At 68.4% G+C, this 13,824-nt stretch carries 14 protein-coding genes; 8 read left to right on the top strand and 6 right to left on the bottom strand.

From position 1 onward, the window contains the following. The first annotated feature begins 109 nt into the window (after window positions 1-109). From ACZ5R1_RS19705 to ACZ5R1_RS19685, 5 genes are all read left to right on the top strand, one after another. Window positions 110-583, top strand: coding sequence for an RNA pyrophosphohydrolase (locus ACZ5R1_RS19705; protein WP_007161635.1), 474 nt, complete (start codon window positions 110-112; stop codon window positions 581-583). A 111-nt stretch (window positions 584-694) separates the two neighbouring features. Beyond that, complete coding sequence (gene ptsP, locus ACZ5R1_RS19700) at window positions 695-2,974, top strand: phosphoenolpyruvate--protein phosphotransferase (RefSeq protein ID WP_007161636.1); 2,280 nt, start codon at window positions 695-697, stop codon at window positions 2,972-2,974. 76 nt (window positions 2,975-3,050) lie between these two features. Next, the gene (locus tag ACZ5R1_RS19695; RefSeq protein WP_077173118.1) at window positions 3,051-3,833 is read left to right on the top strand and encodes a sulfite exporter TauE/SafE family protein; all 783 of its coding nucleotides are present in this window, start codon (window positions 3,051-3,053) and stop codon (window positions 3,831-3,833) included. A 19-nt stretch (window positions 3,834-3,852) separates the two neighbouring features. Continuing rightward, window positions 3,853-4,665, top strand: coding sequence for a prolipoprotein diacylglyceryl transferase (gene lgt, locus ACZ5R1_RS19690; protein WP_017641011.1), 813 nt, complete (start codon window positions 3,853-3,855; stop codon window positions 4,663-4,665). 85 nt (window positions 4,666-4,750) lie between these two features. Continuing rightward, the gene (locus ACZ5R1_RS19685) at window positions 4,751-5,107 is read left to right on the top strand and encodes a hypothetical protein (protein ID WP_027598899.1); all 357 of its coding nucleotides are present in this window, start codon (window positions 4,751-4,753) and stop codon (window positions 5,105-5,107) included. Between the two features lie 23 nt (window positions 5,108-5,130). Here ACZ5R1_RS19685 and ACZ5R1_RS19680 read toward each other — a convergent pair whose 3' ends face one another. From ACZ5R1_RS19680 to ACZ5R1_RS19655, 6 genes are all read right to left on the bottom strand, one after another. After that, window positions 5,131-5,382: a YfhL family 4Fe-4S dicluster ferredoxin gene (locus tag ACZ5R1_RS19680; protein WP_007161640.1), complete on the bottom strand. Its 252-nt coding sequence runs from the start codon at window positions 5,380-5,382 to the stop codon at window positions 5,131-5,133. A gap of 99 nt (window positions 5,383-5,481) precedes the next feature. Next, a complete protein-coding gene (coaD, locus tag ACZ5R1_RS19675) occupies window positions 5,482-5,967 on the bottom strand; it encodes a pantetheine-phosphate adenylyltransferase (RefSeq protein ID WP_007161641.1) in 486 nt (161 codons plus the stop codon). Between the two features lie 99 nt (window positions 5,968-6,066). Beyond that, on the bottom strand, window positions 6,067-7,071 hold the full coding sequence (locus ACZ5R1_RS19670; RefSeq protein WP_027602915.1) for a hydrolase: 1,005 nt from the start codon (window positions 7,069-7,071) through the stop codon (window positions 6,067-6,069). Then, window positions 7,068-7,637: a 16S rRNA (guanine(966)-N(2))-methyltransferase RsmD gene (rsmD, locus tag ACZ5R1_RS19665; protein WP_115946672.1), complete on the bottom strand. Its 570-nt coding sequence runs from the start codon at window positions 7,635-7,637 to the stop codon at window positions 7,068-7,070. The genes ACZ5R1_RS19670 and rsmD overlap by 4 nt, the downstream gene beginning before the upstream one ends. 1 nt (window position 7,638) lies before the next feature. Further along, a complete protein-coding gene (locus ACZ5R1_RS19660) occupies window positions 7,639-9,078 on the bottom strand; it encodes a M16 family metallopeptidase (RefSeq protein ID WP_115946673.1) in 1,440 nt (479 codons plus the stop codon). After that, window positions 9,075-10,436: a M16 family metallopeptidase gene (locus ACZ5R1_RS19655; RefSeq protein WP_115946674.1), complete on the bottom strand. Its 1,362-nt coding sequence runs from the start codon at window positions 10,434-10,436 to the stop codon at window positions 9,075-9,077. The genes ACZ5R1_RS19660 and ACZ5R1_RS19655 overlap by 4 nt, the downstream gene beginning before the upstream one ends. Window positions 10,437-10,638: 202 nt before the next feature. Between ACZ5R1_RS19655 and ftsY the strand changes: the two genes are divergently transcribed. From ftsY to ftsX, 3 genes are read left to right on the top strand one after another with little or no spacing between them, the layout of a single operon-like run. Then, on the top strand, window positions 10,639-12,093 hold the full coding sequence (ftsY, locus tag ACZ5R1_RS19650; RefSeq protein ID WP_042136657.1) for a signal recognition particle-docking protein FtsY: 1,455 nt from the start codon (window positions 10,639-10,641) through the stop codon (window positions 12,091-12,093). Then, window positions 12,090-12,764 (top strand): cell division ATP-binding protein FtsE, encoded by a 675-nt coding sequence (gene ftsE / locus ACZ5R1_RS19645; RefSeq protein WP_007161647.1) that lies wholly within the window; start codon window positions 12,090-12,092, stop codon window positions 12,762-12,764. Before ftsY ends, ftsE begins: the two co-directional genes overlap by 4 nt. Beyond that, on the top strand, window positions 12,761-13,771 hold the full coding sequence (gene ftsX, locus ACZ5R1_RS19640; protein WP_007161648.1) for a permease-like cell division protein FtsX: 1,011 nt from the start codon (window positions 12,761-12,763) through the stop codon (window positions 13,769-13,771). The genes ftsE and ftsX overlap by 4 nt, the downstream gene beginning before the upstream one ends. Window positions 13,772-13,824 lie beyond the last annotated feature (53 nt).

Here is a 13,824-nt window from a genome sequence, read left to right as displayed (position 1 = left end):
GGACGCCTGCGCCGGTCGGCCGCGCCCCAGTCGGTCCGGAGCTTGCATTGCTGGGCTGTCGGGCTTTGTGGAACAATGCGGGCAACGACATTTTTCAAGGGTGGCAGCCGTGATCGACGCTGATGGTTTTCGCCCCAACGTCGGCATCATTCTCGCCAACGATGCCGGCCAGGTACTGTGGGCCCGCCGCATCAATCAGGATGCCTGGCAGTTCCCCCAGGGTGGGATAGACGACCGGGAAACGCCCGAAGAGGCGCTGTACCGGGAGCTGAACGAAGAAGTGGGGCTGAGCCCCGATGACGTCCGTATCCTGGCCTGTACCCGGGGCTGGTTGCGCTACCGTCTGCCGCAGCGCATGGTGCGCACCCACAGCCGTCCGCTGTGCATCGGCCAGAAGCAGAAGTGGTTTCTGCTGCGGCTGACCGCGGAAGAGCAGCGGGTGCGGATGGATGTGACCGGCAAGCCGGAATTCGATGGCTGGCGCTGGGTAAGCTACTGGTATCCGCTGGGCCAGGTGGTGACCTTCAAGCGAGAGGTCTATCGGCGGGCGCTCAAGGAGTTGGCACCCCGCTTGCTGGCCTGATTACCGGTTCGGCCGGTGCGAAAGAGGTGAGGAGAAGCTGTGGTCATGCAGGATGAACGACACGTGATGCACGCCGGCGGCTCCGCCGGACGTCGGCTGCGGAGGCGCTAGATGCTTGCAGTTCTGCGCAAGATCGTCCAGGAGGTCAATGCCGCCAAGGATCTGGGGTCGGCACTGTCCATCATCGTGCAGCGTGTCCGCGCGGCCATGCAGTCGCAGGTCTGCTCCGTCTATCTGCTGGATCCCGACACCAACCGTTTCGTGCTCATGGCCACCGAAGGCCTCAACAAGAGGTCCATCGGCCGGGTCAGCATGGCCCCCAACGAGGGCCTGGTCGGCCTGGTCGGCACCCGCGAAGAGCCGCTCAATCTCGAAGACGCCGCCAGCCACCCGCGCTTTCGCTATTTTGCCGAGACCGGTGAGGAGCGCTATGCGTCTTTCCTCGGTGCACCCATCATCCACCACCGCCGGGTCATGGGCGTGCTGGTGGTGCAGCAGAAGGAACGCCGTCAGTTCGACGAAGGCGAGGAAGCCTTCCTGGTCACCATGAGCGCCCAGCTCGCCGGGGTGATCGCCCATGCCGAGGCCACCGGGACCATCCGTGGTCTGGACCGGCAGGGCCGCGGCATCCAGGAGGCCCGTTTCGTCGGCATCCCCGGTTCGCCCGGGGTCGGCGTCGGCAAGGCGGTGGTGGTCCTGCCGCCTGCCGATCTGGAGGTGGTCCCGGACAAGACCGTGACCGACATCGACGCCGAGCTGCAACTGTTCCGCTCGGCGCTCGAAGGCGTACGGGCGGACATGAAGGCGCTGTCCAAGCGGCTGTCCACCCAGCTGCGCAAGGAAGAGCAGGCGCTGTTCGACGTCTACCTGATGATGCTCGACGACGCCGCCCTCGGTAACGAGGTGACCACCATCATCAAGAGCGGCCAGTGGGCCCAGGGCGCCCTGCGCCAGGTGGTGATGGAGCACGTCCAGCGCTTCGAACTCATGGACGACGCCTATCTGCGCGAGCGCGCCGCCGACGTGCGTGACCTCGGGCGCCGCTTGCTGGCCTATCTGCAGCAGGCCCACCAGGCCTGCCTGATCTATCCGGAAAACACCATTCTGGTCAGCGAGGAGCTCTCGCCGGCCATGCTCGGCGAGGTGCCCGAGGGGCGCCTGGTCGGCCTGATCTCGGTACTCGGCTCGGGCAACTCCCACGTCGCCATCCTGGCGCGTGCCATGGGCGTGCCGACCGTGATGGGCGCGGTGGACCTGCCGTATTCCAAGGTGGATGGCATCGACCTCATCGTCGACGGCTACCACGGCGAGATCTTCACCAATCCGTCGCCGACGCTGATCAAGCAGTATGGCGACGTGGTGGAAGAGGAGCGCCAGCTGACCCAGGGCCTCGACGCCCTGCGCAGCCTGCCCTGCGAGACCCTCGACGGCCACCGCATGCCGCTGTGGGTCAACACCGGCCTGATGGCCGACGTGGCCCGCGCCCAGCAGCGCGGCGCCGAAGGGGTCGGGCTGTATCGCACCGAAGTGCCCTTCATGGTCAACGAGCGCTTTCCCAGCGAGAAGGAACAGCTCTCCATCTATCGCGAGCAACTGGCCGCCTTCCATCCGGCACCGGTGACCATGCGCACCCTGGACGTCGGTGGCGACAAGGCGCTGTCCTATTTCCCGATCAAGGAAGACAACCCCTTCCTGGGCTGGCGCGGCATCCGCGTCACCCTGGATCATCCGGAAATCTTCCTGGTGCAGACCCGCGCCATGCTCAAGGCCAGCGAAGGCCTGAACAACCTGCGCATCATGCTGCCGATGATTTCCGGCGTGCACGAGGTGGAGGAGTCCCAGCATCTCCTGCACCGCGCGTGGTGCGAGGTGCGGGACGAAGGCGTCGACATTCCCATGCCGCCGGTGGGTGTCATGGTCGAGGTACCCTCGGCGGTCTACCAAGCCCGCGACCTGGCGCGCCAGGTGGACTTCATCTCGGTGGGCTCCAACGACCTGACCCAGTACCTGCTGGCGGTGGATCGCAACAACCCGCGGGTGGCCGATCTCTACGACTACTTCCACCCGGCGGTGCTGCAGGCGCTGCAACAGGTGGTCGATGGCGCCCACGCCGAAGGGGTGCCGGTGAGCATCTGCGGCGAGATGGCCGGGGATCCGGCGGCGGCGGTACTGCTCATGGGCATGGGCTTCGACACCCTGTCGATGAACGCCACCAACCTGCCCAAGGTGAAGTGGCTGCTGCGCCAGGTCACCCTGGAAAAGGCCCGCGAGCTGGTGCAGCAGATGCGCCAGATCGACAACCCCCAGGTCATCCACAGCGCCCTGCATCTGGCCTTGCGCAATCTCGGACTGGGTCGGGTGATCAACCCGGCTGCCAGCGTCCAGAGCTGAGCGTGCCCGGCGGGAAGGCCGCTTCCCGCCGGGCAGGCAGCGGCGTACCATGCCGCCTCCTGCGCCCGAGGTGATGATGGATCTCTTGCTCTTCCTGGTGCTCGGCGTCTGCGCCGGGCTGCTGGCCGGTCTGTTCGGGGTCGGCGGCGGCCTGATCATCGTGCCGGTGCTGGTCTACAGCTTTACCGCCCAGGGCCTCGATCCGGACATCCTCACCCACCTGGCGGTGGGTACCTCGCTGGCCACCATCGTCTTCACCTCGCTCAATTCCGTCTGGGCCCACCACCGACTCGGCGCCGTGCGCTGGCGACTGTTCGCCTGGATGGCCCTGGGCATCGTTTTCGGCAGCGCCCTGGGCGCCCTGACCGCCGCCGCCATCCACGGCCCGCTGCTGCAGAAGATCATCGGCACCTTCGCCATCCTCATCGCCATCCAGCTGGCGCTGGACCTGCGCCCCAGGGCCCAGGCCAGCGAACCCGGCAAGCCGGCGCTGACGGTGGCCGGGGTGGTGATCGGCTGGGCCTCGGCCATCTTCGGCATCGGCGGCGGCTCGCTCACCGTACCCTTCCTGATCTGGCGCAGCCTGAGCATGCAGCAGGCGGTGGCCACCTCGGCGGCCTGCGGCCTGCCCATCGCCCTGTCCGGGGCGCTGTCCTTCATCCTGGTCGGCTGGCAGGAGCCGGGCCTGCCCGCCTGGAGTCTGGGCTATGTCTATCTGCCGGCCTTGCTGGGTATCGCCCTGACCAGCATGTTCTCGGCCCGTTTCGGTGCGCGGCTGGCCCATCGCCTGTCGCCCCGGCTGCTCAAGCGCCTGTTTGCCCTGTTGCTGTTCGGCGTCGGTCTCAACTTCTTACTCTGATCCCTTTCAAGGAGGCACCATGCTGCCGTATCCGCAAATAGACCCGGTGGCCCTGTCGCTGGGGCCGCTGAAGATCCACTGGTACGGCCTCATGTACCTGGTGGGGATCGGTGGCGCCTGGTGGCTGGCCAAGCGGCGACTCAATCGCTTCGATCCGCGCTGGACCAGCGAGACCCTGTCCGATCTGGTGTTCTGGGTGGCGCTGGGGGTCATCGCCGGCGGGCGACTCGGCTACGTGCTGTTCTACAACCTGGCGGAATACATCGCCAATCCGACGCTGATCTTCGAGGTCTGGAAGGGCGGCATGTCCTTCCACGGCGGCCTGCTCGGGGTGATCCTGGCGGTCTGGTGGTTCGGCAAGCGCCACAACAAGGGCTTCTTCGAACTGATGGACTTCATTGCGCCGCTGGTCCCCATCGGTCTCGGTGCCGGCCGCATCGGCAACTTCATCAACGCCGAACTCTGGGGCAAGCCCACCGACGTGCCCTGGGCGATGATCTTTCCGCCCTACAGCGATCCGGCCCAGCTGCCGCGCCATCCCTCGCAGCTCTATCAGTTCGCCCTGGAAGGGGTAGCGCTGTTCGTGATCCTCTGGCTGTATTCGCGCAAGCCGCGGCCGACCATGGCCGTGTCCGGCCTGTTCGTGCTCTGCTACGGCATCTTCCGCTTCATCGTCGAATTCGTGCGGGTTCCCGACGCCCAGCTCGGCTATCTGGCCTGGGGCTGGCTGACCATGGGGCAGGTGCTCTGCGTGCCCATGGTGCTCGGCGGCATCGCGCTGATGGTCTATGCCCATCGCCGCGCGCCGCAGCCGGTCGTCCGCGCCGAATGACGTCTGAGGCCCGCCCGCATGACAAGTGCGGGCGGCCTGTTATAGTTCAGGGACCACCATCACAACCGCGCAAGGGATCAGCCGTATGAATCCGTTCCGTAGCCTGGCTGCCGTGCTGGCGCTGGCCCTGACGATGCAGGTCTTGCCGGCGCAGGCGCAGCAGGCTCAGGGTGAAGTCACCGAATATCAGACCGCCGACCAGGCGTTCGGTGAAGCCCAGGCACCCGCTGCCTTTTCCATGATCGGCGACCTGCTGATCGCGCGGCCGCTGCTGATCGCCGCGACCGTGATCGGTGCGGGGGCTTTCGTGGTCAGTCTGCCGTTCACCGCCGCCGGCGGTAACATCGGCAAGGCCGGCAAGGCGCTGGTGGTCGAGCCGGGCAAGGCGGCCTTCGTGCGCTGCCTGGGCTGTACCCAGAGCGGGTACGGGCGTACCGAATAGGCCCTGGCGCCGGGCCTGGCCGCTCAGGCCTGGCCGCTGATCTTCAGATACTTGTCGTGCAGCTGCTCCTTGGTCTCGACATGGTTCTCGTCGAGGGGGATGCAGTCCACCGGGCAGACCTGCTGGCACTGGGGTTCGTCGTAGTGGCCCACGCACTCGGTGCACAAGTTCGGATCGATCACGTAGATCTCCGCACCCTGGGAGATGGCGCCGTTCGGGCACTCGGGCTCGCACACGTCGCAGTTGATGCAATCGTCGGTAATGATGAGGGACATCGTCGGCTCCACGCTGCGCGAACGCGCAGCGATCCAAAAGTCAGGCGCGCATTTTGCCCCATCCGCGCGCCGGCTGCACCCGACAGTCCTTGGGGTTAATCAGCTGGCCGGGGCAAAACGCTCCAGCAGCGCCTGATGCACGGTGGGATGGACGAACTTGGTCACGTCGCCGCCGAGCGCCGCGATCTCCCGCACCAGGGTGGAAGACAGGTAGGAGTAGTGTTCCGACGGGGTCAGGAACATGCTTTCCGCCTGGGGCGCCAGCACCCGGTTCATGTTGGCCAGCTGGAATTCGAATTCGAAATCCGACACCGCGCGCAGGCCGCGCAGGATGATGGTCGCCTTCTGCTGCTCCACCAGGGTGGCCAGCAGGCAGCTGAAGCCGATCACCTCGACATTGGGCAGGTGCGCGGTCACCGCCTTGGCCAGCTCGACCCGGCGCTCCAGCGGAAACAGCGGATTCTTCTTGGGGCTGGCCGCCACCGCCACCACGACTTCGTCGAACAGCCGCGAGGCGCGCTCCACCAGGTCGCCATGGCCCTTGGTGATGGGGTCGAAGGTGCCGGGGTATAGCACTCGGTTCATGACGCTGTCCTGGGGGCGAAGCTGTTGGGGCTTGGATGGTAGCTCAGGGGCGGAGTGAGGCCAAGGCGACAGCCGCCGGGATCGCCGACCCGTGGGCGTTTATCGGCCGGATGGCGCTGCCCGCTGGCTGACCAGCCAGTCGGGGATGCGTCTTTCCAGGTAGTAGTCCGGATCGTGGAAGGGGCCGCCGACGAAGCCGACATGGCCGCCATGGGGCAGGCGCTCGAACAGGGTGTCGGGCGCCAGTTCGGCGCGGGCGGGCAGGGCGTCGGTGCCGATGAAGGGGTCGTCCTCGGCCTGGATCAGCAGCGTGGGGATGCGGATACCCCCCAGGTAGTAGCGGCTGGAGGCCTGGCGGTAGTAGTCCCGGGCATCGCGAAAGCCGTGCAGGGGCGCGGTGTAGCGATCGTCGAAGTCCCAGAAGGTCTTGAGTCCCTCGGGCGGCCCCAGGCGCGCGAGGATCTCGTGCTGTTCGGGATGAAGGTCGCGGTCGAACAGCGCCTGCTTGTCGCGCACATAGCGCGCCAGTTCGCGGATGAAGTGCCGCTGATAGATGCGCGAGAAGCCGATGCCGATGCGATCGGCACAGAGGTCCAGGCGAAAGGGTACCGAGACCGCAGCGGCCGCCTGCAGGCCGCTGTGCTCGCCCCGCTCGCCCAGGTACTTGAGCAGCACGTTACCGCCCAAGGAAAAGCCCACGCCATACAGTGGCGCGTCCGGACGACTGGTTTGCAGGTGGCGCACCACCGCGGCCAGGTCTTCGCTGACGCCGGAGTGATAGCCACGTGGCAGGCGGTTGGGTTCGCCGGAGCAGCCGCGCCAGTTGAGGCCGACGCTGGCCCAGCCGCGGGCGGCCAGGGCGAATTGCAGGCCGAGCACATAGTGGGAGCCGGAGCTGCCGGTCAGGCCGTGGGCGATCAGCACCAGCGGTGCCCGCGGATCCTCGGCGTTGTACCAGTCCAGATCGAGGAAGTCGCCGTCCTCCAGCCACAGTCGTTCCCGCGGCCGGGTGATGGGCGGCAGGCGGCGCCACAGTGAGCCCCAGAGGGTCTGCAGGTGCGGGCCGGGCAGCCAGCGCGCCGGCTTGAAGGGCGTGCTGGTCACGCCTGGCGGTGCCAGAGGGCGTAGTGGACGTTGCCGGTCTTCTTCTCGCGGTGCAGTTGCCAGGTCGCGGGCAGCGTCAGGCGCGAGGGCTGGGTCTCGCTCTCGGTGTAGATCCAGGCGTCCGCAGCCAGCCAGCCCTGGGCTTCCAGGGCCGCGCAGGCCGGTTCCAGCAGGTTTTTGCCAAAGGGCGGATCGAGAAACACCAGGTCGAAGGGCGCTTCCGCCGGCTTAACCAGGGCCTGCAGGGCGTCGGTCTGGCGCACCTCGGCCTGGGCACAGCCCAGGGTCTGCAGATGGCCGCGCAGGGCAGTGGCGGCCTGGGCATTGAGGTCGAAGGCCAGCGCCTGGCCGGCGCCGCGGGAGAGGGCTTCCAGCAGCAGCGCGCCGCTGCCGGCGAAGGGGTCCAGCACCCGCGCGCCTGGGGTGACGGCGGCCAGCCAGTTGAATAGGGTCTCGCGGACCCGGTCCGGGGTGGGCCTCAGGCCCAGGGCATCGGGAAAGGCGAAGCGCCGGCTGCGCCATTCGCCACCGATGATGCGCAGTTGGTTGGCGGTCTTCTGGGCCATGCTAGTGCTCCGGAACGCCGCTGGGCGGCAGGTTGGGAAGAGGGCGGGGGGGCGGTAGCGGCTGCTGGGCGACCCGCGGGCCGGCGCTGACCACGACGAGCTTTTCCGGATCCAGGTGGCGCTGCAGGGCCGCATGCACCTGTTCCACCGTCAGGCGGCGGACCTGCTGGAGGAAGTCGTCCAGGTAGCTGCTGGGCAGGTCGTAGAAACCGATGTTGCCCAGCTGGGCGACGATGGCGCCGTTGCTGGCGTTGGCCAGCGGGAAGCTGCCTTCGATCTGTCGCTTGGCGCGGTCCAGTTCGGCCTGGGTGGGACCCTGGGCCAGGTAGTCGCGCAGCAGGTCGCGGACCAGCGCCAGGGTGGCATCGCCCAGTTCGGCGCGGGTCTGCAGGCCGATGGTGAAGGGACCCGGCTGACGCATGGGGGTGAAGCCCGAGCTGACGCCGTAGGTGAGACCGCGGCGTTCGCGCAATTCGGTCATCAGTCGACTGCCGAAACCGCCACCGCCGAGGATCTGGTTGCCGACGAAGAGGGCGGCATAGTCGGGATCGCGGCGGGTGATGCCGAGCTGACCGAGTAGCAGGCGGGTCTGCTGGGCCGGGACCTCCAGTTGCACCCGCGCCGGCGCGGCGGGAGCCGGCACGGGCAGCGGCGGCAGGGCCGGACCGCGGGGCAGGGCGCGCGACAGCTGGGCGGCGATCTGCTCGGCGCGGGTCCGATCCAGATCGCCGGTAAGGGCGATCACGGCATTGCCGGCGGCATAGGCGCGGGCATGGAAGGCCCGGAGGCTGGCCGCGTCCAGGCGGGCCAGGCCAGCGGCCGTGCCCCGTGGCGAATGGGCATAGGGATGGTCGCCGTAGAGGCGTTCCTGCAGCGCCTCACCCGCCAGGTTCGCCGGTTCGCGACGGCTGGCGGCGATCAGCGTCAGCAGCTGGTCGCGGATGCGCTGGATGGCCTCGGCGGGAAAGGTCGGGCGACCTACCACGTCGGCCAGCAGCGTCAGGGCCGGTTCGCTGTGGGCCGGATCGGCGAGGGTGCGCAGGCCGGCCACCGCCTGGTCACGATAGGCGCCGTTGCTGAAGTCGGCGCCCAGGCGCTCGAAGCCATCGGCGATGGCGCCGGCATCGCGTCCCGGGGTGCCTTCGTTGAGCAGGCCATTGGTCAGCATGGCCAGGCCCGGGGTGGCGCCATCCTGGCTGCTGCCGGCGGCAAAGATCAGGCGCACGTCGAACATCGGCAATTCCGGCGCCGGCACGAACAGCACCTGGGCGCCCTCGGCGGTGCGCCAGCGCTGGATGTCCAGCTGGCGCCCCAGGGGCGGCGCGTCCTTGAGCGTCTTGAGACTGTCCACGGCCGGATAGGCGCGCGCCAGATCGCCGACCGGGGTAGGGGACTGGCAGCCCGCGAGCAGGCACAGCGACAGCCAGAGCAGCGGCTTCATGGACGATTCTCCGCGGTGGCTGCGGGCTCGAGCTGGGCCAGGGTCAGGCGCTCGCGGGTGAAGTAGGTGCGGGCCACCCGGCGCAGGTCGTCGGGGGTGACCCGGCCCAGTTCGTCGAGCAGCCGATCCCCCTGGCGCCAGCCGAGGCCGACGCTTTCCAGCTGGCCGATGCTGCTGGCCTGGGCGGTGATGGAGTCGCGGCCATAGACCAGCCCGGCCACCAGCAGGGCGCGGACCCGGGCCAGTTCCTCGGTGCTGGGCGGCTCGCGCTTGAGCAGCTCCAGTTGCGCCCAGAAGGCCGCTTCCAGCTGATCGAGGGTCTTGCCGCGCGGGGTGTTGGGGGTGCCGCTGAGCAGGAAGAGGCTGTCACCACGGGTGTAGGCGCCATAGGCGGCGCGCACGCTGCTGGCCACTTCCGCGCCGCGTTCGAGACGGCTGGGCAGGCGCGCCCCCGAACCGCCGCTGAGCAGGGCGGCCAGCAATTGCAGCGCATAGGCATCGCGCGGCTGGGCAGCGGTGGCCAGGCTGGGCACGTTGAAGCCCATCAGCAGGCTGGGCAGTTCGCGGGCCTGCAGGGCCAGGCGCCGCTCGCCCGGCGCCGGCAGTTCCAGCGGCCGCCGCGGCGCGGGCAGGTCGCTGCGGGGAATGCCGCCGAACCAGCGCTGCACCTCGGCGCGGATTGCCTGGGGTTCGACATCGCCGACCACCACCAGGGTGGCGTTGTTGGGTGCGTACCAGGTCTGGTACCAGCGACGCAGGTCGTCCACACCGAGGCGCTGCAGATCCTGGGGCCAGCCGATGGTGGGGTTGCGGTAGCCGCTGGCCGGGTAGGCGGCGGCCTTAAAGCGCTCGAAGGACAGCGCCTCGGGCCGGTCATCGGTGCGCAGCCGGCGTTCTTCCTTGATGACTTCCAGCTCGCGGCTGACTTCGTCCGGTTCCAGGCGCAGGTGCTGCATGCGATCGGCTTCCAGCTCCAGGGCCACGGGCAGGCGATCGCGGGCGAGCAGCTGGTAATAGACGGTGTAGTCGTCGGTGGTGAAGGCGTTTTCCTCGGCGCCCAGGTCGCGCAGCAGGTGCGAGGCCTCGCCGGCACCGAGCTTGCGGCTTCCCTTGAACATCAGGTGTTCCAAGGCATGGGACAGGCCGGTCGCCCCGGGCGCCTCAAGGCTCGAACCCACGCGGTACCAGAGTTGCACCACGGCGACCGGCGCCCGGTGATCTTCGCGGACCACCAGCTTGAGGCCGTTGTCGAGGGTGAATTCCTCGGTGTTCTGCCGGCTGGTCGTGGCCAGGGCGAAGGTGGGGAGCAGGCTGAGCAGGACGACCAGGGCGGTCCGACGGGAGCGGGAGGCGGGCATCGCGAGAGCAGGCCTTGTAGCGCGGTAGGGGACGAAGCGGCTGCGTCCTGGGGACGGTCGCGCGTTTTTCGCCGACGGGGAGGTCTTCCGCCCGGCAGGCTGCTAGGATACGCATCCCTTTTCCCGACGGCCATGCCTGACGGTCGAGCCCCGCCTGGCGGAGCTCCCGCAGCCGGTTCGTCCGTTCGATACAGAGCCCCGCATGTTTGGATCCGACGACAAGAAGTCTCCCCCCACGGAGAAGAAAGGCCTGTTCGGCTGGTTCCGCAAGAAGACTGCCGAACCCGTAGAGACGCCTGCCGAAGCCCCCGCGCCTGAAGCCGAGGAGCGCCTGCCCGAGCCGCTGGCCAGCGAGCCGGTGCAGCACCCGGAGCCGGTGCCCGAACCGCCGGAGGCGATTCCCTCGCTGACCCCGGTGCCGGTCGCCGAAGAGGAGGCGCCGTCGCCGGTGGCGCTCACGGCGCTGGTCGAGCCGCTGGTGGCCGATCCCATCGTGCCTCCGGTCGAGGTCGAGCCGGCTAGGGCGCCCGAGCCGGAGCCCGAGCCCGAACCAGTGGCTGTGCCGGTCGCGCCGCTGCCTCCGGTTATGCCGGTGCCTGAGCCTGCTCCCGCCCCGGTCGTACCCGTTGCGCCCGTCGCCCCGGTCCGTCCTGAGCCCGAGGTGGTTGCGCCCGAACCCGAACCCGCTCCACCCGCTGTCGCCGCCACCCCGGCCGAACCGGCCAAGCTGGGCTTCTTCGCCCGCCTGCGCCAGGGCCTGTCCAAGACCAGCGCCAGTCTCGGCGAAGGTATGGCCAGTCTGTTCCTCGGCAAGAAGGCCATCGACGACGACCTGCTCGAAGAGCTGGAGACCCGCCTGCTGACCGCCGACGTCGGCGTCGAGGCCACCGGCGTCATCATGCGCAACCTGACCCAGAAGGTGGCGCGCAAGCAGCTGGCCGACAGCGAGGCGCTCTATCAGGCGCTGCAGCAGGAGCTCACCGAGATGCTGCTGCCGGTGGAACAGCCCCTGGTGATCGATACCTCGCACAAGCCCTATGTCATCCTGGTTGTCGGCGTGAACGGCGCCGGCAAGACCACCACCATCGGCAAGCTGGCCAAGCGGCTGCAGAACGAAGGCAAGAAGGTCATGCTGGCGGCCGGCGACACCTTCCGTGCCGCAGCGGTCGAGCAGCTGCAGGTCTGGGGCGAGCGCAACCGCATCCCGGTGATCGCCCAGCACACCGGCGCCGATTCCGCCTCGGTGATCTTCGACGCCGTCCAGGCGGCCAAGGCCCGCGGCATCGATGTGCTGATCGCTGACACTGCCGGCCGGCTGCACACCAAGGACAACCTCATGGAAGAGCTGCGCAAGGTGCGCCGGGTGATCGGCAAGCTGGACGAGGCGGCGCCCCACGAGACCCTGCTGGTGCTGGACGCCGGTACCGGCCAGAACGCCCTCAACCAGGCCAAGCAATTCCACAACGCGGTGCCCCTGACCGGCCTGGCGCTGACCAAGCTCGACGGCACCGCCAAGGGCGGGGTGATCTTCGCCCTGGCCAAGCAGAGCGCCCTGCCGATCCGCTATGTCGGCGTCGGCGAGAGTATCGACGACCTGCGGCCCTTCGAGGCGCGGCCCTTCGTCCAGGCCCTGTTCGCGGAGCGGGGCGTCTCATGATCCAGTTCGACCGCGTCTCCAAGCGCTATCCCAACGGTCACGTCGGCCTGCAGGAACTGAGCTTCCGTGCCGAACGCGGCGAGATCCTCTTCGTCACCGGGCATTCCGGCGCCGGCAAGAGCACCCTGATGCGGCTGATCCTGGCCATGGAAAGGCCCACCGGCGGCAAGCTGACCCTGGCCGGCCAGGACATCTCGCGCATTACCAATGCGCAGATTCCCTTCCTGCGCCGGCAGATCGGCGTGGTCTTCCAGAACCACCAGCTGCTCTATGACCGCACCGTGTTCGACAACGTCGCCCTGCCGCTGCAGATCCTCGGCCTGTCCAAGCCCGAGATCGCCAAGCGCGTGGCCGCGGCGCTGGAGCGGGTCAGCCTCAAGGACAAGCTCGACGACTATCCGGCCGAGCTCTCCACCGGCCAGCAGCAGCGGGTCGGCATCGCCCGCGCCGTGGTGCATCGGCCGGCCCTGCTGCTCGCCGACGAACCCACCGGCAACCTCGATCCGCGCCTGGCCTCGGAGATCATGGGCGTCTTCGAGGACATCAACAGCCTCGGCACCACGGTGCTGATCGCCAGTCACGACCATGCCCTCATCGCCCGGCTGCACCATCGCATGCTGACCCTGCAGCGCGGCCGCCTGATCGGCGACGAAGAGGAGAGCCAGCCATGAGCGCCACCGAACTGCCCCGTGGCCAGGAACAGGGCGGCAAGCCCCAGCGTCCGCAGCGCCAGGCCCCGAAGAAACCCAAGAGCGACTGGCGCAGCCCGCTGCATGCCTACCTCGAAGCCCACCGCACCGGTCTGAGGGACAGCCTCAGGCGCATGGTGCAGCAACCCATAGGCACCTTCCTCACCTGCCTGGTGATGGGCATTGCCCTGGCGCTGCCCATGGGCGTGTCGCTGCTGCTGAAGAACGTCGAGCGCTTGGGCGGCTCCTGGCAGCGCGCGGCGCAGATCTCGGTGTTCCTCGACCTGCGCACCGGTCAGGACCAGGCCGAGGTGCTGATGAGCCAGATCAAGGTCCTGCCTGATGTGGCCGAGGCACGCTGGATCAGCCCGGACGACGCCCTGAAGGAATTGCAACAGGATGCCGGCCTCGGTGAGGCGCTGCGCGAATTGCCGCAGAATCCGCTGCCCGGCGTCATCGCCGTGACCCCCAAGGAAATCGACAAGAGTCGCCTCGACATGCTGCGCAGCCAGCTGGCCGAGATGAACGGCGTGCAGCAGGTGCAGCTGGACATGCAGTGGGTCGAGCGCCTCACTGCCATCCTCAAGCTCGGCGAGCGCTTCGTCTTCGGCCTGACCGTGGTGCTGGTGATTGCCCTGCTGCTGGTGATCGGCAATACCATCCGCCTGGCCATCGAGAATCGCCGCACCGAGATCGAGGTGGTCAAGCTGGTGGGCGGCACCGACGGCTACGTGCGCCGGCCCTTCCTCTACATGGGCGCGCTGTTCGGCCTGGGCGCCGGCATCGCCGCCTGGGCCCTGCTGGTGTTCGGCCTGAACTGGCTGAACGCGGCGGTGCTGGATCTGGCCGGCCTCTACGGCAGCGATTTCGCCCTGGGCAGCGTCGCCCTCGAGGACGGGCTGCAGCTGCTGATCGGCGCGGTGCTGCTCGGCTACATCGGCGCCTGGCTGGCGGTTGCCCGTCATTTGCGCGAACTCGCCCCGCGCTGACGAACGGCCGTTTCCGAAACCTCCGGAAACGGTCTAAACCCTTGATGGCACAC

It is taken from the genome of Pseudomonas sp. Pso3, from assembly GCF_055393275.1.
The sequence above is the reverse complement of the archived record's forward strand: the minus strand, read 5'-3'. Positions and strand labels throughout refer to the sequence as shown.